This window comes from Meridianimarinicoccus marinus, assembly GCF_040689105.1.
Lineage (GTDB): Bacteria > Pseudomonadota > Alphaproteobacteria > Rhodobacterales > Rhodobacteraceae > Meridianimarinicoccus > Meridianimarinicoccus marinus.
On the sequence record NZ_JBFBVU010000007.1, the window covers coordinates 89,696 to 113,336 of the forward strand.

24 protein-coding genes are annotated in these 23,641 nt (G+C 64.0%); 15 read left to right on the top strand and 9 right to left on the bottom strand.

The genetic code is table 11. The annotated features are described in order from the left end of the window. Positions 1-27: 27 nt before the first annotated feature. Positions 28-255 carry a sulfurtransferase TusA family protein gene (locus AB0T83_RS07835; RefSeq protein WP_366192474.1) on the top strand — a complete coding sequence of 76 codons (228 nt, stop codon included), beginning with the start codon at positions 28-30 and terminating at the stop codon, positions 253-255. A 10-nt stretch (positions 256-265) separates the two neighbouring features. On the opposite strand, the gene AB0T83_RS07840 is transcribed toward AB0T83_RS07835, so the two are convergent. From AB0T83_RS07840 to purC, 6 genes are all read right to left on the bottom strand, one after another. Beyond that, positions 266-3,388 carry an Rne/Rng family ribonuclease gene (locus AB0T83_RS07840; protein ID WP_366192475.1) on the bottom strand — a complete coding sequence of 1,041 codons (3,123 nt, stop codon included), beginning with the start codon at positions 3,386-3,388 and terminating at the stop codon, positions 266-268. Between the two features lie 407 nt (positions 3,389-3,795). Beyond that, positions 3,796-5,121, bottom strand: coding sequence for a sigma-54-dependent transcriptional regulator (locus AB0T83_RS07845; RefSeq protein WP_366192476.1), 1,326 nt, complete (start codon positions 5,119-5,121; stop codon positions 3,796-3,798). Positions 5,122-5,134: 13 nt separating this feature from the next. Next, positions 5,135-6,898 carry a sensor histidine kinase gene (locus AB0T83_RS07850; RefSeq protein WP_366192477.1) on the bottom strand — a complete coding sequence of 588 codons (1,764 nt, stop codon included), beginning with the start codon at positions 6,896-6,898 and terminating at the stop codon, positions 5,135-5,137. 88 nt (positions 6,899-6,986) lie between these two features. Further along, positions 6,987-7,658, bottom strand: coding sequence for a phosphoribosylformylglycinamidine synthase subunit PurQ (purQ, locus tag AB0T83_RS07855; protein ID WP_366192478.1), 672 nt, complete (start codon positions 7,656-7,658; stop codon positions 6,987-6,989). Beyond that, a complete protein-coding gene (gene purS, locus AB0T83_RS07860) occupies positions 7,658-7,897 on the bottom strand; it encodes a phosphoribosylformylglycinamidine synthase subunit PurS (RefSeq protein WP_366192479.1) in 240 nt (79 codons plus the stop codon). The genes purQ and purS overlap by 1 nt, the downstream gene beginning before the upstream one ends. A gap of 8 nt (positions 7,898-7,905) precedes the next feature. Beyond that, positions 7,906-8,667 (bottom strand): phosphoribosylaminoimidazolesuccinocarboxamide synthase, encoded by a 762-nt coding sequence (purC, locus tag AB0T83_RS07865; RefSeq protein ID WP_366192480.1) that lies wholly within the window; start codon positions 8,665-8,667, stop codon positions 7,906-7,908. A 160-nt stretch (positions 8,668-8,827) separates the two neighbouring features. Between purC and AB0T83_RS07870 the strand changes: the two genes are divergently transcribed. The 4 genes from AB0T83_RS07870 to AB0T83_RS07885 all read left to right on the top strand — a co-directional run bounded on the left by AB0T83_RS07870 (position 8,828) and on the right by AB0T83_RS07885 (position 11,707). Continuing rightward, positions 8,828-9,145 (top strand): DUF1476 domain-containing protein, encoded by a 318-nt coding sequence (locus AB0T83_RS07870; protein WP_366192481.1) that lies wholly within the window; start codon positions 8,828-8,830, stop codon positions 9,143-9,145. A 90-nt stretch (positions 9,146-9,235) separates the two neighbouring features. Beyond that, entirely contained in the window at positions 9,236-10,255 is a 1,020-nt protein-coding gene (gene bmt, locus AB0T83_RS07875; protein WP_366192482.1) for a betaine--homocysteine S-methyltransferase, read from the top strand. Positions 10,256-10,357: 102 nt separating this feature from the next. Then, positions 10,358-11,059: a corrinoid protein gene (locus AB0T83_RS07880; protein ID WP_366192546.1), complete on the top strand. Its 702-nt coding sequence runs from the start codon at positions 10,358-10,360 to the stop codon at positions 11,057-11,059. A 45-nt stretch (positions 11,060-11,104) separates the two neighbouring features. After that, a complete protein-coding gene (locus tag AB0T83_RS07885; RefSeq protein WP_366192483.1) occupies positions 11,105-11,707 on the top strand; it encodes a DUF1638 domain-containing protein in 603 nt (200 codons plus the stop codon). On the opposite strand, the gene AB0T83_RS07890 is transcribed toward AB0T83_RS07885, so the two are convergent. Then, positions 11,704-12,132 carry a SufE family protein gene (locus AB0T83_RS07890; RefSeq protein ID WP_366192484.1) on the bottom strand — a complete coding sequence of 143 codons (429 nt, stop codon included), beginning with the start codon at positions 12,130-12,132 and terminating at the stop codon, positions 11,704-11,706. The genes AB0T83_RS07885 and AB0T83_RS07890 overlap by 4 nt on opposite strands. 87 nt (positions 12,133-12,219) lie before the next feature. Between AB0T83_RS07890 and AB0T83_RS07895 the strand changes: the two genes are divergently transcribed. Beyond that, on the top strand, positions 12,220-12,687 hold the full coding sequence (locus tag AB0T83_RS07895) for a hypothetical protein (RefSeq protein ID WP_366192485.1): 468 nt from the start codon (positions 12,220-12,222) through the stop codon (positions 12,685-12,687). Between the two features lie 2 nt (positions 12,688-12,689). Here the strand turns inward: AB0T83_RS07895 and AB0T83_RS07900 are convergent, their stop codons facing one another. Then, positions 12,690-13,817, bottom strand: a complete 1,128-nt coding sequence (locus tag AB0T83_RS07900) for a DUF6456 domain-containing protein (protein ID WP_366192486.1) — start codon at positions 13,815-13,817, stop codon at positions 12,690-12,692. 225 nt (positions 13,818-14,042) lie between these two features. On the opposite strand from AB0T83_RS07900, the gene AB0T83_RS07905 reads away from it, so the two are divergent. Next, positions 14,043-14,375, top strand: a complete 333-nt coding sequence (locus AB0T83_RS07905; protein ID WP_366192487.1) for a DUF6477 family protein — start codon at positions 14,043-14,045, stop codon at positions 14,373-14,375. On the opposite strand, the gene AB0T83_RS07910 is transcribed toward AB0T83_RS07905, so the two are convergent. Then, positions 14,330-15,874, bottom strand: coding sequence for a trimethylamine methyltransferase family protein (locus AB0T83_RS07910; protein WP_366192488.1), 1,545 nt, complete (start codon positions 15,872-15,874; stop codon positions 14,330-14,332). The two genes, AB0T83_RS07905 and AB0T83_RS07910, sit on opposite strands and share 46 nt — an antisense overlap. Before the next feature lie 202 nt (positions 15,875-16,076). Here AB0T83_RS07910 and guaA point away from each other — a divergent pair, with 202 nt between their 5' ends. The 8 genes from guaA (at position 16,077) to AB0T83_RS07950 (ending at position 23,641) form a co-directional block, all read left to right on the top strand. After that, positions 16,077-17,636, top strand: coding sequence for a glutamine-hydrolyzing GMP synthase (gene guaA, locus AB0T83_RS07915; protein WP_366192489.1), 1,560 nt, complete (start codon positions 16,077-16,079; stop codon positions 17,634-17,636). A 138-nt stretch (positions 17,637-17,774) separates the two neighbouring features. Continuing rightward, a complete protein-coding gene (locus tag AB0T83_RS07920; protein ID WP_366192490.1) occupies positions 17,775-17,930 on the top strand; it encodes a hypothetical protein in 156 nt (51 codons plus the stop codon). 139 nt (positions 17,931-18,069) lie between these two features. Beyond that, positions 18,070-19,215, top strand: a complete 1,146-nt coding sequence (locus AB0T83_RS07925) for an OmpP1/FadL family transporter (protein WP_366192491.1) — start codon at positions 18,070-18,072, stop codon at positions 19,213-19,215. A gap of 121 nt (positions 19,216-19,336) precedes the next feature. Beyond that, positions 19,337-20,200 (top strand): ATPase, encoded by an 864-nt coding sequence (locus AB0T83_RS07930; protein WP_366192492.1) that lies wholly within the window; start codon positions 19,337-19,339, stop codon positions 20,198-20,200. Between the two features lie 44 nt (positions 20,201-20,244). After that, on the top strand, positions 20,245-21,162 hold the full coding sequence (gene metA / locus AB0T83_RS07935; RefSeq protein ID WP_366192493.1) for a homoserine O-acetyltransferase MetA: 918 nt from the start codon (positions 20,245-20,247) through the stop codon (positions 21,160-21,162). A gap of 1 nt (position 21,163) precedes the next feature. Beyond that, positions 21,164-22,126, top strand: coding sequence for an alpha/beta fold hydrolase (locus AB0T83_RS07940; protein ID WP_366192494.1), 963 nt, complete (start codon positions 21,164-21,166; stop codon positions 22,124-22,126). A gap of 26 nt (positions 22,127-22,152) precedes the next feature. Then, complete coding sequence (ppk2, locus tag AB0T83_RS07945; protein WP_366192495.1) at positions 22,153-23,031, top strand: polyphosphate kinase 2; 879 nt, start codon at positions 22,153-22,155, stop codon at positions 23,029-23,031. Continuing rightward, the gene (locus AB0T83_RS07950) at positions 23,024-23,641 is read left to right on the top strand and encodes a TetR/AcrR family transcriptional regulator (RefSeq protein WP_366192496.1); all 618 of its coding nucleotides are present in this window, start codon (positions 23,024-23,026) and stop codon (positions 23,639-23,641) included. Before ppk2 ends, AB0T83_RS07950 begins: the two co-directional genes overlap by 8 nt.

Genomic DNA, 23,641 nt, shown 5'->3' on the forward strand with positions numbered 1-23,641 from the left:
GGCACGGGGCGGATTATTTCCTGACCCATGACCTTTGATCTTGAAGTCGATGCCCTGGGGCTGCTGTGCCCCCTACCCGTTCTGCGCGCGCGCAAGCGCCTGCAAGGCCTTTCGTCGGGGCAGGTGTTGTGCCTGCTGGCCGACGACCCGGCGGCAGTCATAGATGTGCCCCACTTCTGCAATGAAGCGGGGCACGAGTTGCTGTCTCAGTCCAGCGAAGGCGCGGTGACGCGCTATCTGATCCGCAAGGGATAGGCGGCGCGGGTCAGAGACCCGCCGACCACCAACCACGCTTCTTCGGCTTGGCCGGTTCTGCCGGAGCGTCCTCTGCAGGCGCGCTGTCGGCTGAGTCCTCGACCACCGGCTCGGCCACGATGGCCGGGGCCGGCGCAGGGTCTGCCTCCGGTTCTGAAGCTGTTTCCGGCGCCAGGGTGTCGACCGTTGCCGGTTCGACTTCGGCACCGTTGACGACGGCGTCCGCCAGTTCTGCCCCGGCAAGGGGGACGTCTGCCGGGGCGGCATCGGTCTGCGGCGTGAGCTCGTCTTGCGGGGCGGGTTCGGACGGCGGTTCGACATCCGCCTGCGGCGCGGGTGTGGCGTCCGTTTGCGCCTCGATCACCTCGACTGCAACCGCCGGAGCTTCCTCGACCGGCGCGGCCTCAGGCTCTGGCAGAGGTGCAGCCTCTGCCGTGTCCAGCGGTGCGGTGTCGGTGGCAACTGTTTCAACCTTCGCATCGTCTTGTTGCGGGGCTTCGGCAGCCGCCTGAGAACCGGCATTTGCTGCCGTGTCTTCGCTACTGGCGACATTGGCCTCGCCATTTTCACCATTGGCGCCGTTGCCCTTCCGACGACGCCGGCGACGACGGCGCTTGCGCGGCTTGTCGTCTCCATCCTCGCGGGCTTCGGTACGCTCCTGCTCGGCTTCGGGCTGGGCATCGGGCGTGGCCTCGACGGTGACCTCTTCGGCCTCCTCGATCTCGTCTTCCTCTTCCTCAATCTCGGGCATGTTCGACATGTCGATCGAGATCACGGGGGCGGCGACCTCCACCTTGCGGGTGGCGGTCTTGAACTTTTCAACCGAGTAGTCGGGGCTGATCAGGGTCACATCGGCCTCGACCCGCACGGCCATGCCGTAACGCGCCTCGATATGGGCGATGTGTTCACGCTTGGCGTTCATCAGGTAGTTGGCGATGACCACCGGCGCTTTCACCAGCACCTCGCGCGAACGGTTGCGCGTGCCTTCGTCCTCCAGCTCCCGCAGGATGGCGAGCGAAACGTTGTCGTCCGAGCGCACCAGACCGGTGCCGTGGCAATGGGCGCAGGGCTGGGTGGTGGCCTCGATCATGCCGGGGCGCAGGCGCTGACGCGACATTTCCAGCAGGCCGAAGCCCGAGATCCGGCCCACCTGGATGCGGGCGCGGTCGGTCTTCAGCTTGTCCTTCAGGCGCTTCTCGACGGCGGCGTTGTTCTTGCGCTCTTCCATGTCGATGAAGTCGATGACGATCAGACCGGCAAGGTCACGCAGACGGCACTGGCGCGCCACTTCCTCGGCGGCCTCCAGGTTGGTCTTCAGCGCGGTTTCCTCGATCGAGCCTTCCTTGGTCGCCTTGCCCGAGTTCACGTCCACGGCCACCAGCGCCTCGGTCACACCGATCACGATGTAGCCGCCGGATTTCAGGCGCACGGTCGGATTGAACATTTCGCTCAGGTAGGTTTCCACCTGGAAGCGCGAGAACAGTGGCATCGGCTCGTTATAGTGCTTCACGTTCTTGGCGTGGGACGGCATGATCATCTTCATGAAGTCCTTGGCAATGCGGTAGCCGCCCTCGCCTTCCACCAGAACCTCATCGATCTCGCGGTTGTAGATGTCGCGGATCGTACGTTTGATCAGGTCGCCTTCTTCATAGATCTTGGCGGGCGCGACCGACTTCAAAGTCAGTTCGCGGATCTGTTCCCACAGGCGTTGCAGGTATTCATAGTCGCGCTTGATCTCGGCCTTGGTGCGCTTGGCCCCGGCGGTGCGCACGATCAGGCCCGCGCCCTTGGGCACGTCGATCTCGGCAGCAATCTGCTTGAGTTTCTTGCGGTCGACCACATTGGTGATCTTGCGGCTGATGCCGCCACCGCGTGCCGTGTTGGGCATCAACACGCAATAGCGCCCGGCCAGCGACAGATAGGTGGTCAGTGCCGCGCCCTTGTTGCCGCGTTCTTCCTTGACCACCTGCACCAGCATGATCTGGCGGACCTTGACGACTTCCTGGATCTTGTAGCGACGCGGACGCGGGCGGCGCGGCGGGCGAATTTCCTCGACCGTGTCGTCATCGGCCACGTCTTCGATCTGGTCGTCGCCGTCCTTGGCTTCGACTTCCTCCACCGGCGTTTCGACGGGAAGTTCGCCGTCATCCAGCGCTTCATCGGCGGCATCGGCCAGCGGCGGCAGGGAGTCGGCGGGCTCTTCCGCGTCCGAAGCGGACGGAGTCTCGTCGTTCCCGGTGTCTTCCAGAGTATCCGGATCGGCGCTGGTCACCACGTCAGACGGGGTGCTGGCCGCGATGGTGCGCGGACCGTCGGTGTCGGGCGTCTCTTCGGTGTCGTCGCTATCGTCGGCTGTCGGCGTGGCCTCGGCCGTTTGCGGTGCGTCGTCCCGCTGCGGTACGTCCGACGGACCGGCACCCTCGACAGGAGCGGTTTCCGCGACATCCGAGGTTACCGGCTCGGCGGCAACTACGGGCGCAGGGTCTGCGGCAACTTCGGGCGCCGGTTCCGCGACAGCTTCGGGGGCAGAGGTCTGGTCGGCAACGGGGGCCTCGGCAACGGCTTCCGGGACCGGAGCGTTTTCGACAGGCTCCACCGCAACAGCGGCCTCTGCATCGGCCTTGGCCGGGATATCCTCGACCAGCGTGGCCGCGTCCTGCGCTGCGTCGTCTTCGCCCAGATCGACCACATCCATGCCCGGAATCGCCGTTTCGGCGACCGGTGCCTCGGGTTTGGCATCCTTCGACTTGTCGGACTTGCGACGCGACCGTGTGCGCGACCGGCGGGGTTTGGCGGGTTTTTCCTCTTCCCCGTCCTCGTTATCGCTGTCGCGCATCTGGTCGGCATAGGCCTGTTCTTCGGCCAGCAGCGCCTCGCGATCCGCGACCGGGATCTGGTAGTAGTCGGGATGGATTTCCGAGAACGCGAGGAACCCGTGACGGTTCCCGCCATAATCCACAAAGGCCGCCTGAAGCGACGGTTCGACCCGCGTGACCTTTGCTAGATAGATGTTGCCAGCAATCTGGCGCTTGTTCTCTGACTCAAAGTCGAATTCCTCGACCTTGTTTCCGTCGACGACAACGACGCGGGTCTCTTCCGCATGCGTTGCGTCGATAAGCATTTTCTTAGCCATGTAATCTCTTTGCACCGACCCGTCGGAGGCGCGTGGGCAATCTGCTCTGGCCTGCAAAGGGGGTGTCTGGTTGCGGCGACGCCTGCCCCGGTCCCATGCCGCCACACGCGGCCGGCCGTCCGGGCCGTCGCTGCGTCAGTCATGTTCCGTGCGCGGTGCATCGCATTCTGGTCCTTGGCGCATGCTGCGCCGTTGAAAACCCATGCGGCAGAAGCCAGATGATGGGCCGTGATACTACCCCTGGGGGCTGTCTTTCGTCTGCCGGTTGCGCCCGGTCCGAAGGGTCGGTCAGCACGAAGGCAGGGAAATCTCTCGGGACACTCGGCCCCGATGTCTCATTAAACCCGTCAAGTGTGAAATGACAATGGCCCAAACAGAGTTTTCTCGATGCAACACTGCCACGCCGCTCAGGTATAGTCGCTGCGCACCAACCCGTATTTCGCCATTTTCTCGTTCAGGGTCCGGCGCGGCAGGCACAATTCGTCCATCACCTTGGCCACGGCCCCGTTGTGCCGGCGCAGGGTGTTGTCGATCAACATGCGCTCGAAAGCTTCCACGTGCTTTTTCAGCGGCTTGCCTTCCTGAGTTAAAGGAACCGCCACGGCTTCGTTGTCGGAAATCAGCAAGGATGTGATCGACCCGCCGCCGCGCCGCGCCTGCAGAACCGCGCGTTCGGCCACGTTCATCAACTGGCGCACATTGCCCGGCCAGGGGGCCTGCAGGAATTGCGCGGCTTCCTGTGCGGTCAGTTGCGGTGCCTCGGTGCCATATTCCTCGCCGAAGCTTTTCGAGAATTCGGCAAACAGCATCAGGATGTCGTCACCCCGGTTGCGCAGCGCGGGAAGGGTCAGTTTCAGCCCTGCAAGACGGTGGAACAGATCGGCGGTCAGCGCCTGATCGCAGGGCGCACCATCGACGGTCTGACCACAGACCGACAGGATGCGCGGCATCGCCTCTTGCGCCGGATCGCTGATATAAGCGCCCAGCCGGGTCTGCACCGCCGCCGGCATCAACTGGATATCCTCCAGCAGCAGGGTGCCGCCACGGGCTTCCTGCATGGCCGGCGGGTTGTCGACGGCCAGACCATCGGCCCCTCCGAACAACCGCGCCATCAGGCTGTCCTCGTCATGCTGGCCGCAGAACACCTGCACCAGCGGCCGCGAAGCGCGCGCGCCGACCGCATGCAGGGCGCGGGCCACCAGCGACTTGCCGGTGCCGGTCTCGCCCTCGATCAGCACATGGCCATCGGCCTGGCCCACGTCGAGGATCTCGTCGCGCAACGCCTGCATCGCGGCACTTGCGCCGACCAGGTTCGACACCGCTGCCGTGCCGCCCGACAATTCGCTGCGGATGGCGCGGTTCTTCAGCGCCGTTTCCCGCACGTTGCAGGCTTTCTGCACGATCTCGGTCATCCGGTCCGGATCGAACGGCTTTTCCAGAAAGTCGAAGGCGCCGATCCGCATCGCCTCGACCGCCATCGGCACATCGCCGTGACCGGTGATCAGGATCACCGGCAGCGCGCTGTCATGGTGCATCAGCCGTTTCAGGAACATCATGCCATCGATCTCGGGCATCCGGATGTCGCTGAGCACGACACCGGGATAGCCCGGTCCGACTTTGGCCAGGGCCGCGCGGGCGCTTTCGAAGGTTTCTGTTTCGAATCCCGAGAGCGACAGCCACTGGCTGATGGACTTGCGCATGTCGAGCTCGTCATCAACGATTGCGACTTTCATCCTCGTGTCTCCGTCATTGGGCGGCCAGGCTATCCTCGCCGTAAACCGGAAGTTGCATTTCGAACAGGGCCCCGCCTTCGGGACGATTTCGGGCAATCAGACGTCCGCCCAGATCGTTGACGATGCTGCTTGAGATCGCCAGCCCAAGACCCAGACCGTCGCCGGGATCCTTGGTGGTGTAGAAGGGTTCGAACAATGAGTCGAAATCGTGGATTCCGTCGCCATTGTCCAGCACCGACAGAGAAACGTGATCGCCCTCGGCCAGCAAAACCGTGATTTCGGGGGTATCGACCGAGGCTGCGGCATCGACCGCGTTGCGCAGCAGGTTCACGATCACCTGCTCCATCCGGTAGCGGTCGCCCAGCACCAGTGTCGGCTCTTCGGGCAGGCTGACCGAAAGCTCGATCTGAAGCTGGCGAAGTTGCGGCTCCATCATTGAAAGGGAGGAGGTCACCGCCTCGCGCATGTCCACCTTGCCAAGGGTTTCGGTGTTTTTCGAGGCATAGGACTTCAGCTGCCGGGTGATCGCGCCCATGCGGTCGATCAGGTCGTTGATCCGCTGCAACGAGGACACCGCCTCTTCAGTGCGCTTGCGGCTGATCAGCAAACGGGCGCCGGCCAGATAGGTTTTCATCGCCGCCAGCGGCTGGTTCAATTCGTGACTGACCGCTGCCGACATTTCCCCCAATGCGGCCAGTTTCGACGATTGCGCAATGGTCTGTTCGGCCACTTCAAGGCTTTTCTCGGCCTTCTTGCGCTCGGCGATTTCGCGCTGCAGCAGCACGTTCAACTTGCGCAGTTCGCGCGATTCCTTCTGCAGGCGGGCCGAACGGCGTTCGGCCTGCCGCGAGGTGGTATAGAACAGGGTGGCGGCAAGAATGGCGAAGGCCATGACCTCGATGGCCACCGCCGTGGCCACGCGTTCGCGCACGGTTTCGTGCGACGAATAGCCGACGATGCGCCAGCCCTGAAACGGGATGCGCGCTTCGGACCGGATCACCGGGCGGCCATGCACCACCGTATCGATCGCCCCCGACAGTGTCAGCCAGGCGGTGCGCAGGGCTGTCCAGGTCTTGGCCTGTTCGGTTCCCAGCGCGAGGGCTTCTTCCTCGGTCTTGTTGCGCCAGCGTGAGTCCGTGGTCAGCAGGATGGCGCCGCTGCTGTCGGTGACGATCAGCGCCTCGGCGATGCCGGCCCAACTGCGTTCGTATTTCTTCAGATCGACGCTGACCACGATGACGCCAAGCACTTCGTTGCCCTGCATCACCTTGCGCGAATAGGTGAAGATCGGCAGGCCAAGCTCATCCAGTTGCGAGTTGAACACCGTCGTGTTCGACCGCAGCGCGTTCACCAGATAGGGCGCGGTGCGGTGGATGCTGCCAAGCTCCTTGCGATCGCTGGAGGCCACGGTGCGGCCATCGACATCCAGCAGCAACAGCCGCGCGGCGCCGATCTCGTCGCGGTATTCGATCAGCCGCTGCGAGCTTTGCGAGAAATCCCCCGTCGCCAGCGCCGAGGTGAGATGCGGGTCACGGGCCAGCAACTGCGGCACGATCGAGCTTCGGCGCAGTTCGGACATCACGTTGCCGGAAAACAGCGCCAGCCGCACTTCGGATTCGGCGCGGATCTCGGCCACCGTGCGGGCGCTGAGCACCACGATGGTCACCCAGATAACACCCGCCGCGATGATGGCCAGGACGCCCAGGAAGACCCGTGGCCGCCAAAACCCGGAATCGAACCGGCTTGCAACCTGGTTTTTGCGGCTTTCGCTTGTCATGCCCTAGCCTGCCCCACCCGTGCTGCCGTTGCAAAAGGAACATGGGGGCGGTGGCGGATGCCCGCCACCGTCAACGGCAGGTCTTCGCCTAGGCGGTGGCCAGGCTGGACATGATCGACGAAAAGATCGCCGCGCCGTCGGTGCCGCCATGCAGCGGATCGATGGCGCGTTCGGGATGCGGCATCATTCCCAGCACCCGGCGGTTTTCCGACAGGACACCGGCGATGCGATCCATCGATCCGTTGATGTCCGAGGCATAACGGAAGGCAATGCGATTTTCGCCCTTCAGGCGCGCCAGCACCTCGGCGTCGGCGAAGTAGTTGCCGTCGTGGTGTGACACCGGGATCTCGATTCGGCTGCCCGCCTCAAGATCGGCGGTGAACGGGCTGTCGGCGGTGACCACCTCCAGTGGAACCGGCTTGCAGACGAACTTGATCCCGGCATTGCGCATCAGCGCGCCGGGCAGGATGCCGCTTTCGGTCAGCACCTGAAAGCCGTTGCAGATGCCCAGGACCATGCCGCCCCTGGCCGCAAAATCGGCCACCGCGCGGGTGATCGGCGCCTGCGCGGCAATCGCGCCGCAGCGCAGGTAATCGCCGTGCGAGAACCCGCCCGGCACACCGACGATGTCGATGCCCGCAGGCAGTTCGGTGTCCTTGTGCCAGACCATCGCGGGCTTCTGCCCGCCGAAGGCCTCGAACGCGACGGCGAGATCCCGGTCGCAGTTCGAACCGGGGAAGACGATGACAGCGGCGCGCATCAGGCGATCTCGATCCGGTAGCTTTCGATGACCGTGTTGGCGAGCAGCTTTTCACACATGCGCGTCACCTGGTCCTGGGCCGCATCGCGATCCTCGCCCGCCAGATCCAGTTCGATGATCTTGCCCTGGCGGACCCCTTCGACCCCGTCGAACCCCAGCGTGCCAAGGGCGTGACGCACCGCTTCGCCCTGGGGGTCCAGAACCCCCTGTTTCAGCATGACATGCACGGTTGCTTTCATCGTCGGCCTCAGTTGATCAGTGTCGGTTTGGTGATGGGCGTGGAGTTCGAGGGCAGAACCCCCAGACGCCGGGCCAGTTCGGAATAGGCATCGGACAGGCTGCCCAGATCCTGCCGGAACACGTCCTTGTCGAGCTTGCGGCCGGTTTCGATGTCCCACAGGCGGCAGCTGTCGGGGCTGATCTCGTCGGCCAGAATCAGGCGCTGATAGTCGCCCTCGTAGACGCGGCCGATCTCGATCTTGAAATCGATCAGGCGGATGCCGACGGCCATGAAGACGCCCGACAGGAAGTCGTTCACGCGCAGCGCCAGCGACACCATGTCGTCCAGATCCTGCTGGCTGGCCCAGCCGAAGGTGGCGATGTTTTCCTCGGTGACCAGCGGATCGCCCAGCCCGTCATCCTTGTAGCAGAATTCGACCATCGGGCGCGGCAGCACCTTGCCCTCGGGAATGCCCAGACGCTTGCTGAGCGAGCCCGCGGCGCGGTTGCGCACGATGACTTCCAGCGGGATGATCTCAACCTGCCGGATCAACTGTTCGCGCATGTTCAGTCGGCGGATGAAATGAGTCGGCACGCCGACCTCGTTCAGCCCGTTCATGAAGAACTCGGACAAACGGTTGTTCAGCACGCCCTTGCCTTCGATGATGTCGTGCTTGGCCGCGTTGAAGGCGGTGGCATCATCCTTGAAATACTGCACATAGGTGCCGGGCTCGGGGCCTTCATAGAGAATCTTGGCTTTGCCTTCATAGATCTTCTTGCGGCGTGCCATGGGGTCTCCGATCTGACATGAGGGGCGCGACGGTCCGCGCCGGGTATCGGGCGTATAAGCCAATGCCGTAAGTGTCGCAAGGCGAGCGCCGCCCTGCCCCTTGTGGCATCTGGCCTTAGCTTGCATAACCGGGACAACAACGACCGTGCGGAGACCCCTGATGACCACATTCGACGAACGCGAAAGCGCCTTTGAAAACAAATTTGCCCACGACGCGGAGATGGAGTTCATGGCCGAGTCGTTGCGGGACAAGGGAATCGCCTACTGGGCCGCCGAAAAACTGGGCATGAGCACCGCCGAGGCCGCCGGCTATGCCAAGAACCTGATCAAGGCCGACTTTTCCGAGCCGGGATCCGAGGTCGTGGTGCGCAAGCTGGTCGCCGATCTGAAAGACGTTGCCGACGAAGCCGAGATTCGTGCAAAGATGGACGAGATCCTGGAGATCGCCCGCAAGAAGGTCTTCGGCGACGAGGCCTGAGACAGGCCTTCCCGCCGCCGCTGCGCCGGCCCCTGACAGCCCGCACCTGCGGGCTTCTGCCGTTGAGTTCTGACCTCGGGAGGGTCCCCCATGTCCAGCGCGCTTTCCGATCTTCTGGCCTCGCGGGACTGGATCCTGGCGGATGGGGCCACCGGCACCAACCTGTTCAACATGGGGCTGTCGTCCGGCGATGCGCCCGAGATGTGGAACGAAACCCAGCCCGACAAGATCCGGGCGCTGTATCGCGGCGCGGTCGAGGCCGGCAGCGACCTGTTCCTGACCAACAGTTTCGGCAGCAACCGCGCCCGGCTGAAGCTGCACGACATGGGCCATCGGTCGGGTGAGCTGTCGCGCATCGCGGCCGAACTGGGGCGCGAGGTGGCCGATGCCGCCGATCACAAGGTTGTCGTCGCAGGCTCGATGGGGCCCACCGGCGAAATCATGGCCCCCATGGGCCAGCTGACCCATGCGCTGGCTGTCGAGATCTTCCACGAACAGGCCGAGGGGCTGAAGGCCGGCGGCGCCGATGTGCTGTGGATGGAGACGATCTCGGCCGCCGAGGAATACAAGGCCGCCGCCGAAGCCGCCGAACGGGTCGGGATGCCCTGGTGCGGCACCATGAGTTTCGACACCGCCGGGCGCACCATGATGGGGCTGACCGCCGCCGATCTGGCAAAGATGGTCGACCGGATGGCGCACAAGCCGCTGGCCTTCGGCGCCAATTGCGGCGTCGGCGCTTCGGACCTGCTGCGCACGGTTCTGGGGATCACCGCGCAAGGGCCGGAGACCCCGGTCATCGCCAAGGGCAACGCCGGAATTCCGAAATACGTCGATGGACACATCCACTATGACGGCACACCTGAACTGATGGCGCGCTACGCCGTACTGGCGCTGCACAGCGGTGCCACGATCATCGGCGGCTGCTGCGGCACCACGCCCGATCACCTGCGCGCCATGCGCGCCGCACTGGAAGACGCCGCCCCCGGCCCTCGGCCCAGCCTGGACGACATCGCTGGCGCACTCGGGGCGTTTTCATCGGCCAGCGACGGGCTCGACAGCACCCCGATCCCCACGCGCGGGCGCGGCCGTCGCCGCAGAACGCCGACCTGAGGTCGGGAACGCCGGTACAGGTGTCGCGAACCAGACAGTCCGCGACACCGATTTCACGAAAACATGGACGAAAGAGCAACCCCCGATCCGGGATCCGCCGCCATGAGTGAAGACGACGAAGACATCATCCTGTCCGACCTGGCCGACGACGAATTGGTCGAGCAGATGTTCGATGACCTATACGACGGCCTGAAGGAAGAGATCGAGGAAGGCGTCAACATCCTGCTGTCACGCGGCTGGGCGCCCTATCGCGTCCTGACCGAGGCACTGGTGGGGGGCATGACCATCGTCGGTCGTGACTTCCGTGACGGGATTCTCTTCGTGCCCGAGGTGCTGTTGGCCGCCAACGCCATGAAGGGCGGCATGGCGATCCTCAAGCCGCTGCTGGTCGAAACCGGTGCCCCGCGCGTCGGCAAGATGGTGATCGGCACCGTGAAGGGCGACATCCACGACATCGGCAAGAACCTTGTGTCGATGATGATGGAAGGCGCTGGCTTCGAGGTGGTCGATCTGGGCATCAACAATGCGGTCGAGGCTTATCTGGACGCGCTGGAAGCCGAAAAACCCGACATCCTTGGCATGTCGGCGCTGCTGACCACCACCATGCCCTACATGAAGGTAGTGATCGACACGATGGTCGAGAGAGGCCTGCGCGACGACTATGTGGTGCTGGTGGGCGGCGCGCCGCTGAACGAGGAATTCGGCCGCGCCATCGGGGCCGACGCCTATTGCCGCGATGCCGCCGTGGCCGTGGAAACCGCGAAATCCTTCATGGAACGGCGCCACAACCAACTGGCCAATTGACCTGGATGGCGCCCTGCGGGGCGCCCAGCCTGAAGGCCGACGTAAATGCCTGATGCCCCTCGTGAATCCCCCGACCGCATCCTCATCATCGGCTGCGGCGCCATCGCGCGCGAAATCCTCGCGTTGAAAGAGGCCAACGGCTGGGATCATCTGGATCTGACCTGCGTGCCCGCGATCTATCACAACCACCCCGAGAAAATCCCCGGCGCGGTGCGGGAACTGCACGCCAGGCATCACAAGGCCTATGACCGGATCGACGTGGCCTTCGCCGATTGCGGCACGGGCGGGCTGTTGCAGAATGTCTGCGACGAGCTTGGCATGGCGATGATTGCCGGGCCGCATTGCTATGCGTTCTTTCAGGGCGTGGCCGCGCCACCGCCCGAGGACGACATGACCGCCTTCTACCTGACCGATTTTCTGGTGCGGCAGTTCGATGCCTTCGTCTGGAAACCGCTGGGGCTGGATCGCCACCCCGAGTTGCGCGACATGTATTTCAGCCATTACGAGCGGCTGATCTATCTGGCCCAGGTGCCCGATCCGGCGCTGGACGCCCGTGCCCGTGACTGCGCCCAACGCCTGGGGCTGGCCTTCGAACGGCGCGAGACCGGGTTCGGAGGGCTGGCCGACTGGATGGCGACCCGCGCCTAGGCGGCCGCGGTTTCCCCGGCCACCAGACGGATACGTTCCACCATCGCGCGCAAACCGTTCGAACGCTGCGACGACAGGTGATCGTTCAGACCCAGACGGCCCAGTTCCTTGGCGGCATCCACCTGCCCGACTTCGCGCACGGTCAGGCCGGAATACAACGCATGCAGGATGGCGATCAGCCCGCGCACGATCATCGCATCGCTTTCGCCTTCGAAGTCAAAGGTCGCTTCCGGGCCGCTGCCATCGATGATCGGGCGGATCCAGACCTGGCTGGCGCAGCCGTCCACCTTGGTGGCGGGCACGCGAAACACCTCGTCCAGCGCGGGCATTTCCTTGCCCAACTCGATCACATGGCGATAGCGGTCTTCCCAGTCGTCGAGAAACTCGAACGTATCGGCAATCTCTTCAAAGCGTTCCGTGGCCATTTGCACCCTCTTGGTTTTCGTGCCATCACCTAATCCGCGCAGCGGCGCACGTCCAGAACCCCAACCCTTGGCAGCACGAGCATATTGATGATTCTTCCCTTCGGCATCTCGCGCCCGCTGATCCTGTTGGCCCTCTGCGGCACGCTTGCCGGCTGTGGCAACAGTCTGGGTGGCTGGTTCAACACCGCCCCCCCCGACACGCTGGAGCCCGAGGACGGCTATGACCCCATTGTAAGCGACAGCAGGCGTCCGGTCGGCACGATCACCGAGTTGCGAATCGATCCGTCTCCGGGTGGGGTCATCGTACAGGCAAACGCGTTGCCGCCCACGCAAGGCTATTGGGATGTGGATCTGGTTCGGGTGGCCGAGGACTCGGCCCCCGCCAGCGAGATTCGATTCGAATTTCGCGCGCGGCCGCCGATTGGCGAAACGGCAGTCGGAACAGCAGAAAGCCGCGACCTGGAGGTCGCGACCTTTATCAACAACTACGATTTGGCCGGGGTCAGCCGGATTACGGTGATCGGGCAGAGCAACTCGCGCACCGCCCGCCGCTGAGCCTAGCCGATCAACCGATTGGCCATTGCGCCCTGCTCGTCATAGTGGCGCTTGAGCCGCTGTAGCGCGATGCGCAACACCACCTTGCCGGAGCGCGCCGACCAGCCCATGGATTTCTCGGTGGTCTCGATGCCTTCCAGAAAACAGCAGCAGCGCAGCACCACGTCGCCCAGGCCCGCGCCCAGCTCTTCCAGCGCGGCCATGACCCTACCCCGCGCCGACTCCGCGGTGGCGTTGCCGCCGCCCGGACTGCCGGCCAGACCGGATTGCGGCCCGTTCAGGTAGGTGGCCCAGTTCTGCGCCACGTTCGGCCCCATCTGCGACATCTCGAAATCTTCGCGCAGCCGTTCCCCGGCGGCGACGAGATCATCGGTCAGAAAGGGTTGACCGGACTTGTCCTTGCGCCGGGCCAGCGCCGACAGCGGCGACTCCGATAGGTTGTAGCACGGCCGCCGGCGACGCCCCGAAGGGCTTGCGCATACCGGTGCCATGTGCCGGTGCTGCCCCGCGAAAGGATCGGTATCTTCGCGCATCCCGGTAGCGTCGCTGGCATCGGCCAACATGCGCTTCAAGGCCGCCCGCCCGACCCCGGTGATCGTGTACTTCGAGATACGACCTTTGCCGCTGATGCGGATCCAGTCGTTCAGGGCCATGACCTCGGCCACCTCGCGGTCGACCACCGCTGTCCGCGTGGTGTCGCCTCCCGGAAGATCCCGCACCACCACCGCCTTTTCCATATCCTGCGCAAAAGCCAGCACCGCCCCGCTTTCGGCCAACCTGCGCAAGACGCGCTTGGCCTCGCGGCTCAAGTCCTGGCGGCACACTGGCGAGAACTGGGCTTGGATCGTGGCAGTCATGGTTCGGGTCTCCTCGGGCGAATGATCCTGGTTTTGGTGGTCGAAGGGTAAGCCACTCAAACGATTGAATGCACCATCTACGAGCGGGTCCTCGCGCCGGTTTTCGAAGCGGCGGACACGACGCATTACGGTTGAAGGCTGGTATCCGGTATCGCGTGCGATCGCGCGGATCGACCTTCCCAACTCGGTATGAACTACATAATGAATAGCCGCTTCGGGCAGCCACCACACAGCAGAAATCGGTTCCGATGTCACAATCGCCTGATTGGTCACGCTGAAGTCTCCTCAAGCCTTGCGAGCGGCACAGGCTTTCCCCACGGATTTGCCTGTTGAGCCTGTCGCAACACTTCTTTCAGGTCTGTTAAAATTGTCTGCATGGTTAAGCATTGTTTATAATGCCTAAATCTTGGTAGCTCCGGCGGACGGAGAGTTGCTTAAAATGCAACATACTTAATCTAGTCATCAATCTTGTTGCGAATACCAGCACAGGAGACCACCATGATCGACCCCCTCAGCGCTCTGAAGTCCTTGAACCGGCCCACGCTTCTGGTGACCGCCGCGCGCCTTGCACAGGCCGGATACCGCCGTGAGACCGAGCTGCCACGCCTGCTGAACACGCCAAATGCGCCCGGTCGCAACCAGTGCATCCTGAAGTTGATGGAGTTGGAATCAGAGCTGAACCGCCAACGGCGGGCCAAGGATCCTGCTTATGGACCGGCCCGCCATGTCAAGGTTCTGTCCGCCCTGATGCACGAGGCGCAACACCCCCGCGCGCCGAAGCGCCGTCAGCTGAAAGCGTCGGCGACCTCGGACTTCCTGCGGGCGATATAATCCTGCAGGGCATCGCGAATCGCCGGATCCAGCCCCGGCTGTTCGTAGTCCGCCAGCAGCTTGCGCACCTTGCGGTTGGCCAGTGTCCGCGTGTCCGGTGCGGCGTCGTCGATCCAGGTCTCGTAGGGGCGATAGTCCAGCAGGTTGCTGCGCCAGAAGGCCGTTTTGAAATTCGCCTGGGTGTGGGCGCAGCCCAGGAAATGGCCTCCCGGGCCGACCTCGCGAATGGCATCCAGTGCCAGATCATCGTCACTGACCGAAGGTTTGCGCGCCAGACGGTGCAGGATGCCCAGTTGATCGGCGTCCATCACGAATTTCTCGGGCGAGGCCACCAGCCCGCCTTCCAGCCAGCCACAGGCGTGCAGCATGAAGTTGACCCCGGACATCAGCGCCAGGTTCAGTGAATTCGCGGTCTCATAGGCGGCCTGCGCATCGGGCAGTTTCGACCCGTTGAAGCTGCCGCCTGACCGGTAGGGCACCCCGAGCCGGCGCGCCAACTGTCCGGCACCGGCGGTGATCTGCGCCGCTTCCGGCGTTCCGAAGGTCGGTGCGCCCGAGTTCATGTCGATCGAGGTCACGAACGCCCCGAAGATCACCGGGGCGCCGGGGCGAATCAACTGGCTGTAGGCGATCCCGGCCAGAACTTCGGCAAACACCTGCACCAGTGTGCCCGCCACCGTCACCGGAGACATGGCACCGCCTACGATGAAGGGCGAAATGATGCAGGCCTGGTTGGCCGTCGCGTATTCTTCCAGCGCCCCCATCATCACCGAATCGAAGGTCAGCGGCGAGTTGATGTTGATAAGCGAGGTCATCACCGTGTTCTGTGCGACGAACTCGGTGCCGAACAGGATCTCGCACATCTCGATGCTGTGACGGGCGCGCTCCGGTTCGGTCACCGCCCCCATGAAGGGCTTGTCCGACAGGGTCATATGCGCCAGCAGCATGTCCAGATGGCGCTTGTTGGCGGGAATGTCGGTGGGCTCGCACACGGTGCCGCCGGACAGATGCAGCCAGGGGCTCATCTGTCCCAGTTTCACGAAATCGTGGAAATCGGCGAGGGTCGCGTAGCGCCGGTTGCCTTCCAGATCCAGCACGAAGGGCGGTCCATAGACCGGGGCCAGCACCAGGTTGTCGCCGCCGATCTCGACCGAGTGTTCGGGGTTGCGTGCGTGATGGGTGAATTTGGCCGGTGCCGTGGCGCACAGCTTGCGGGCCAGACCGCGCGGGATGTGCACGCGTTCGCCCTGCACATCGGCCCCGGCCTCGCGCCAGCGGTCCAGTGCGGCGGGGTTTTCCACGAAGTTGACGCCGATCTCTTCCAGAACGGTTTCGGCCGCGACCTCGATCCGGTCCAGGGCTGCGTCATCGAACAGGGTCAGGGTCGGAATATCGCGGGCGATGACCTTGGCGGTCTCGACCTGTGTGCTGCTGCGTTCCGCGCGCCGCGCCGCGCCACCGCCGCCCCGACCGCGCCGTCGTCTGCTTTCATCCGCCATGCTCTTGTCCCTTGATCGTGCATTCATCCCGAAGGGGTGGCGTAGACCTAGCCAACCGCAGACTGCGACCACATCGGTTTTGCGCCCCCTTGCGGCGCAAAACGACATTCGCACGGCTTTTCCGGCCGGTGGGCCGCACTGGCCTTCGGAAAGCGGCGCAGACTCACTTGCAAGGCCCCGCGCCCTTGCCTATCAGCCTGCCATGACAGATGCTTCCCATGACCGCTTGCTGATTGTCGATTTCGGCAGCCAGGTGACCCAGCTGATCGCGCGCCGCCTGCGCGAGCTGAACGTGTATTGCGAAATCCACCCCTATCAGAATGTCACCGCCGACTTTGTGCGCCAGATGGCACCGAAGGCCGTGATCTTCTCGGGCGGGCCGGACAGCGTGACCCGCGAAGGCTCTCCGCGCGTGCCGCAGGAAATCTTCTCGATGGGTCTGCCGATCCTCGGGATCTGCTATGGTCAACAGGTGATGATGCATCAACTGGGCGGCAAGGTCGAAAGCGGTCATGGCACCGCCGAATTCGGCCGCGCCTATGTCACCCGGCAGGGCCAGCTCGATCTGCTGGACGGCTGGTTTGCCGAGGGCCCCGAGCAGGTCTGGATGTCGCATGGCGACCATGTCAGCGAGATCGCGCCGGGCTTTCAGGTCTACGGCACCTCGCCCAACGCGCCCTTTGCCATCACCGCCGATCCCGAACGGCATTTCTACGCGGTGCAGTTTCACCCGGAGGTGCATCACACCCCCCATGGCAAGACGCTGTACGAGAACTTCGTGAAGCTGGCCGGGTTCAGCGGCGACTGGACCATGGGCGCCTACCGCGAAGAGGCGATCCGCCTGATCCGCGAACAGGTGGGCGACAAGAAGGTCATCTGCGGCTTGTCCGGCGGCGTCGACAGTTCGGTCGCGGCGGTGCTGATCCACGAAGCCATCGGCGATCAGCTGACCTGCGTCTTCGTCGACCATGGGCTGTTGCGCAAGAACGAGGCCGAGGAAGTCGTGGCCATGTTCCGCGACAATTACAACATCCCGTTGATCCACGCCGATGAAAGCGACCTGTTCCTGGGCGAGCTGGACGGCCAGTCGGACCCGGAAACCAAGCGCAAGATCATCGGCAAGCTGTTCATCGACGTGTTCCAGAAGCACGCCGACAGCATCGACGGGGCCGAGTTCCTGGCCCAGGGCACCCTGTACCCGGATGTGATCGAATCGGTCAGTTTCTCGGGCGGGCCGTCGGTCACCATCAAATCGCACCACAACGTCGGCGGCCTGCCCGAAAAAATGGGCCTGAAGCTGGTCGAACCGCTGCGCGAGCTGTTCAAGGACGAGGTGCGCGAACTGGGCCGCGAGTTGGGCCTGCCCGACAGCTTCATCGGCCGCCATCCTTTCCCCGGCCCGGGTCTGGCGATCCGCTGCCCCGGCGAGATCACCCGCGAGAAGCTGGCGATCCTGCGCGAGGCCGACGCGGTCTATATCGACCAGATCCGCAAGCACGGGCTGTATGACGAGATCTGGCAGGCTTTCGTGGCCATCCTGCCGGTGCGCACCGTCGGCGTCATGGGCGACGGGCGCACCTATGACTTTGCCTGCGCGCTGCGGGCGGTGACCTCGGTCGATGGCATGACGGCGGATTATTTCCCGTTCAGCCACGAATTTCTGGGCGAAACCGCAACCCGCATCATCAACGAGGTCAAGGGCATCAACCGCGTCACCTATGACGTGACCTCGAAGCCACCCGGCACCATCGAGTGGGAATGACCTGACCGACACCGGGGCGCATGGGCGGCGGAATTTGCGCCAGCGCCCCGTTTTTCATATACTCGGTCATCTCCCAATGTTGACCGAGGCCCTGCCATGCACCTACGCCTCTTCAAATGCCCCAATTGCGGCCATCACATGCGACTGGGGGGGACGCGTTGCCGGCGCTGCTATTCGGAAAAGCCGGTCGTCTACTCGGCGTCCTTCATTGCCTTCCTGGGCTTCGTCTCCGGGCTGCTGGCGGTTGCCTATCTGATGTATTGGGTCCTCACCCATATCCCCGCGACCCAGTAGCGCAACGGCAACGCATCTTCGTCTTTCGGCCCGTGCCGCAGCGTTGAAAAGGCTGTGACGCTACGTCCGGTTTGACGCCAATCCCCCGCCATTTCTAATCGAACCTGGGAAGAGCAGACTACACCCAGTGGGGGGAGACATGACCAAATCACTAACTTTGGCCACAGCCATTGTCGGCCTGGCCGGTGCTGCGCAGGCTGGCGGCATTGACCGCTCCGGCCAGCCGATGGACCTTTTGTTCAAGGACGGCAACTATCTTGAATTCACCGCCGTCCGGACAATCCCGGACGTCAGCGGCACCGACATTGCGCAATCGCCGCCGGGATTCCCGATCCCCTATGACAGCGGTGTGTCCTACAACGATGTGGCCGACGCGTTCAACGATCTGCGGTTCGGCATCAAATACGACTTCAACGAGAAGTTCAGCCTGGCCTTCATGGGCGGCGAGGATTACGGCGTCGACATCCTGTACCCCGAAGAGACCGGCTCGCTTCTGGGCGGCACGCTGGCGGATGCGAACTCCTATGCGCTGGCGCTGGTCGGCCGCTATCACGTCAACGAGAACTTCAGCCTGCATGCCGGGGTGCGTCGCCAGACCGCCGACGGCAAGATCGGGCTGGGCGGCCTCGCCTACGGCCGCGTAAGCGGCTACGAGGTCAATCTGAGCCAGGATTCCGCCTGGGGCTATATCGTCGGCGGCGCCTACGAGCGGCCCGAGATCGGGTTGCGCGTGGCACTGACCTACAACTCGAAGATCACCCACAGCTTCAAGACCACCGAAACCCTGAACGGGGCCAGCCTGGGCAACAGCAAGAACACTGACGTGGATATTCCGCAGTCGGTGAACCTGGACTTCCAGACCGGGGTTGCCGAGGACACGCTGGTGTTCGGCCAGATCCGCTGGGTCGATCATTCACAGTTCACCGTGGATCCCGAGTTCTTCACCGCCCTGACCGGAACCGGCCTGGTGAAGGTGGACAACTCGACCACCTATACGCTGGGGGTCGGCCACCGCTTCACCGATCAGATCAGCGCCTCGATCGCCTACATCTACGACGATGTTTACGGCGACGATCTGGTGTCGCCGCTGGCGCCCACCCATGGCAGCCAGGCGCTGCGTCTTGGGGCCACCTACCGGGTCAACCAGGTCGAATTCGCCGCCGGTCTGCGCTACACGTGGCTGGGCGATGCCTTCGCCGAAACCGGCACGCCGGACGTGGCGCGCGCCGATTTTTCAGGCAACAGCGCGGTCTCGGTCGGCCTGCGCGTCGGCTATTTCTTCTGAAGCCGCCCAAATGCTTATCCGAAGGGCCGCCCATGGGCGGCCCTTTGTCGTCGCCGCCGCCTTTGTGTTGAAGCGCCCCGGCCTTCCCTGCTAGGCGAGAGCGGCAAGACAGGGGCAGCACATGATCACACGACCCACCGCCGATGCCTGGCGACAGCAGGATCGCAAACGGATTCTCTTCTTTGGCATGTCGGGGCTTGGCAAGACCCATGTGTCCTCGATGCTGCGCGACTGCGGCGGCTGGTTCCACTACTCGGTCGATTACCGCATCGGCACCCGCTACATGGGCGAACACATCGTCGACAACTTCAAGCGCGAGGCGATGCGCAACCCCTTCCTGGCGGAACTGCTGCTGAGCGATTCGATCTACATCGCCTCGAACATCACCTTCCACAATCTGGCGCCGCTTTCGACCTATCTGGGCAAGCCCGGCGATCCCGCCAAGGGCGGCCTGCCCTTCGACGAATACCTGCGCCGGCAGGAGCAGCACCGCGTGGCCGAGGTCGCCGCCCTGCTGGACACCGCCCATTTCGCGCATCGCGCCGAAGACCTGTACGGCTATCGCGACTTCGTTTGCGACAGCGGCGGTTCGATCTGCGAGGTCGTGGATCCCGAAGACCCGGAAGATCCGGTGCTGACCGCCCTGTCCGACACAGCACTGATGGTCTGGATCGAAGGCTCCGACGCCCATACCGCCGAACTGGTACGCCGCTTCGACAAGGCGCCCAAGCCGATGTATTACCAGCCCGCCTTTCTGACCGAAAAATGGGCCGAATACCTGGACCTGAAATCGGTGACCGAGGACAAGGTCGATCCCGATGATTTCGTGCGCTGGACCTATGCCCGCGCGCTGGCGCACCGTCAGCCGCGCTATGCCGCCATGGCCCGCAACTGGGGCCTTTCGGTCAAGGCCGAGGATATCGCCGCCGTCCGGAATGCCGAAGACTTGACCAAGCTCGTCGCCCGCACGCTTGAGGCCCGCTGAGCCTCGGCCTATATCCCTAAGTTCACGCAATCTCGGGAAAACCCATGCCCATCAAGATCCCCTCCGACCTGCCCGCCTATGATGTTCTCGACCGCGAGGGCGTGATGGTCATGTCCGAAGGGCGGGCCGCGCATCAGGACATCCGCCCGCTGCAGATCGGGCTGCTGAACCTGATGCCCAAGAAGATCCAGACCGAAACCCAGTTCGCCCGGCTGATCGGCGCGACGCCGCTGCAGATCGACCTGACCCTGATCCGCATGTCCGAGCATCAGTCCAAGACCACCTCGGCCGAGCATATGGAAGCATTCTACCAGCCCTTCGAGGAAGTGAAGCACCGCAAGTTTGACGGGCTGATCATCACCGGCGCCCCGATCGAGCATCTGCCCTTCGACGAGGTCACCTATTGGGACGAACTGTGCGAGGTCTTCGACTGGACCCAGACCCATGTGCAATCGACCTTCGGCGTCTGCTGGGGCGGCATGGCGATGATCAACTATTTCCACGGCGTGCAGAAACACATGCTGCCGCACAAGGCGTTCGGCTGTTTCCGGCACAAGAACCTGGACCCGGCCTCGCCCTACCTACGCGGGTTCTCTGATGATTTCGTGATCCCGGTCAGCCGCTGGACCGAGATGAAACAGGACGAGATCGACGCCGCACCTGGGCTGAAGACCCTGCTGGGCAGCGACGAGGTCGGCCCCTGTCTGGTCGAGGACAAGGGCCATCGCGCGCTCTATAACTTCAACCACTTCGAATACGACAGTGGGACACTGAAAGAAGAATACGATCGCGACGTGGAAGCGGGTGTGAAGATCAACGTGCCGGGGCACTATTATCCCGACAACGATCCGTCGCGCACGCCGCTGAACCGCTGGCGGTCGCACGCGCATCTGCTGTACGGCAACTGGATCAACGAGATCTACCAGCAGACGCCGTTCGATCTGGACGAGATCGGGCGCTAGGATGCTGGAACTTGCCACAGCGGCGGCGCTGACCGGGGGGGCGGTTCTGGGCGTGGATCGTCTGGCCACGCGCGCCGAAACCCAGGCCGAGGCCGAGTTTCCGCCCGAGGGCCGGATCCTGACCATCGACGGGGTCAAGGTGCATGCCTGGGTTCAGGGCAGCGGCCCCGATCTGGTGCTGTTGCATGGCGCGGGCGGCAACCTGCGCGATTTCACCTTTGCGCTGGCCCCCCGTCTGGCCCGCGACTTCCGCGTCATCGCCTTTGACCGGCCCGGCCACGGTTTCACCGGCCGGGTGCCCGAAGCCGCCAAGGCCAGTCGCGGCGAAAGCCCGCGCGAACAGGCGCGGCTTCTGCAGGCCGCCGCCCGGCAGTTGGGCGTCACCCGCGCGCTGGTTCTGGGTCAAAGCTTCGGCGGCGCCGTCGCCATGGCCTGGGCGCTGGAAGATCCGGCCATGACCGCCGGTCTGGTGATCGTCTCGGGCGCCACCATGCCCTGGCCCGGCAAGTTGAAACCCTCGTATCACGTCAATGCCAGCCGCGCCGGAGCGACCACGCTGGTCCCCCTGCTGACCGCCTTTCCGCCGCAAAGCCTGATGGATCAGATCCTGTCGGGCATCTTTGCCCCCGCGCCTGTGCCGCAGGGGTTTACCGCGCATTTCGGCCTGCCGCTGAGCCTACGCCGCACCACCATGGTCGCCAATGCCCGGCAGGTCACCGGCCTGAAGGAGCATGTCATTGCCATGTCCGGCCAATACGGCACGCTTCAGATGCCCGCCGAACTGATCCACGGCGCGCTGGACACCATCGTTCTGCCCGACATCCATGCCGAGCCCCTGTCCACCCTGCTGCCCGATGCCCGGCTGACCCTGCTGGACGATGCCGGCCACATGCCGCATCACACCCATCCCGAGGCGGTCCTGGACGCCGTCGCACGGGTCGCCGAACGCGCCGGATTGCGCTAATTCCTTCAGGTCGCTAGGTTTTGACGATGATAGACGTTGCAAACCTGCCCTTTGACGGCGCCATCACCCGGTTTTTCGAAACCGAAGCCCCGGACCACGTCCGCAGCGCCATCAACGGCGGCGACAAGGTGATCCTGATCCCGCCCTATCCCTATGACCATCGCATGAAGTCGCGGGACTATTCCGAGACCCTCTACAAGCTGCAGATCGAACTGGCCAAGCTTCAGGCCTGGGTGCAGGCCTCGGGCGTGCGGGTCATCGTGGTGTTTGAAGGCCGCGATGCGGCGGGCAAGGGCGGCGCGATCAAGCGGTTCAAGGAAAACATGAACCCGCGCGTGGCGCGCACCGTGGCCCTGTCGAAACCCTCGGACACCGAGCTGTCACAGTGGTATTTCCAGCGCTACATCGCCCATTACCCCGCCGCCGGCCATATCGCCCTGTTCGACCGGTCGTGGTACAACCGCGCCGTGGTCGAGCGGGTGTTCGACTTCTGCACCACTGCCGAGCGCGAACAGTTCTTCCAGCAAGTGCCGGGGATCGAGCAGGCGCTGGTCGACGATGGCGTTCACCTTGTGAAAATCTGGCTTGAAGTGGGCCGCGCCGAACAATTGCACCGGTTTCTGGCGCGCGAGAAGGATCCGCTGAAGCAATGGAAACTCAGCCAGATCGACGTAGACGGGTTGCGCCGCTGGGATGCCTATTCGTTCGCCATTCAAGAAACCTTCGAACGTACCCACAGCGCCCATGCGCCCTGGACCGTCATCAAGGCCGATGACAAGCGCCGCGCCCGGATCGCGGTGATCCAGCGGGTGCTCAGCCAGATCCCCTATGCCGGCAAGGATGCCGCGGTGGCCTGCGCCCCCGATCCGGCGATCTGCGGGGGTCCCGAAATCTGGAATGGCTAAACGCGGCTATCACCATGGCAACCTGCGGCAGGCCCTTGTGGATGCGGCACTGAACCTGATCGCCGAACGTGGGCCCACCGGCTTTACCCTCTCCGAGGCGGCGAAGGCCGCCGGCGTGACCCCGGCGGCGGTCTACCGCCATTTCGAGGGGCGCGAGGATCTGATCGCCGAATGTGCTAGGCAAGGCTACGAGATCTTCGCCGACCTGATGGAGTTTGCCTATGACGGCGGCAAGCCCACGGCCCTGTCGGCCTTCGAAGCGACCGGTCGTGCCTATCTGGCCTTCGCCCGCAAGTATCCCGGCCATTACGTGTCGATGTTCGAAAGCGGCATCTCGGTCAATCGCACCCCGGACCTGGCCCGCGCCTCGGCCCGGGCGCGCGGGGTGCTGGAGCAGGCCGCCGAAACGCTTTCGCAGCACATCCCAAAGGACAAGCGCCCGCCGGCGGCCATGGTCAGCGCCCATGTCTGGGCGCTCAGCCACGGGGTGGTGGAATTGTTCAGCCGGGGCGAGCCGGGCAGCCAGGCCCCCTATCCGCCCGAGGATCTGCTGGAGGCCGGGGTTGGCATCTACCTGCGCGGGCTGGGCCTGATCGCCCCGGACAGCTGA